A 604-nucleotide genomic window follows, 5' to 3' on the forward strand; every position below is an offset into this window, starting at 1 on the left:
AACCTTTCCTGAACACCATTTATTTAAATCTAAACGCCCCGCATAGGTGCTTGCAGCAATGGGAGTTATCTTACACTGAGCTTGGACTGCGATATGGAAAGCCCCTTTCTTAAACTCTCCTAAGCCCTTTCCTAGGTTTCGCGTTCCTTCAGCAAAGACCCATATTGAGCGACCTTGGTCATTAATTGCTTCACTAACCTGACCTAATGCATCGATTGAGCTTTTTGCATTCCTGCGATCAATGAGAACATTGCCTGCCAGCCAATACAATTGACCAAAAAAAGGAATCCATTTCAATGAACGCTTCCCAATGCTAGCTGTACCGTGCGGTACAATGCAGCCAAGCACATAAAGATCAAGATTGGACTGATGATTCGAAACGATGACGCCTGGTTCAAGTTTCTTGAAACGTTCTTCGTTACGCACTTCAACATTAACACCCAAAAGCTTCAAACCACCATAGCTAAATGCTTTTGCCATAATTCGGTTATTATCGAGATTGAATGGACGGCATAGACAAACGAATACACCCAACACCGCAACCACAACAAAATACAGCGAAAACAAAATAATTCGAACCAACTTCAGCATCGTCAAAAACTAC

General features: G+C 42.4%; 1 protein-coding gene. It reads right to left on the reverse strand.

The genetic code is table 11. The features are described from left to right. Nucleotides 1-591: 1-acylglycerol-3-phosphate O-acyltransferase (locus tag A3738_RS08720; RefSeq protein ID WP_068763533.1), on the reverse strand; the 591-nt coding region annotated here is incomplete at its 3' end. Nucleotides 592-604: the final 13 nt, after the last annotated feature.

The sequence above is a fragment of the Oleiphilus sp. HI0066 genome, from assembly GCF_001635725.1.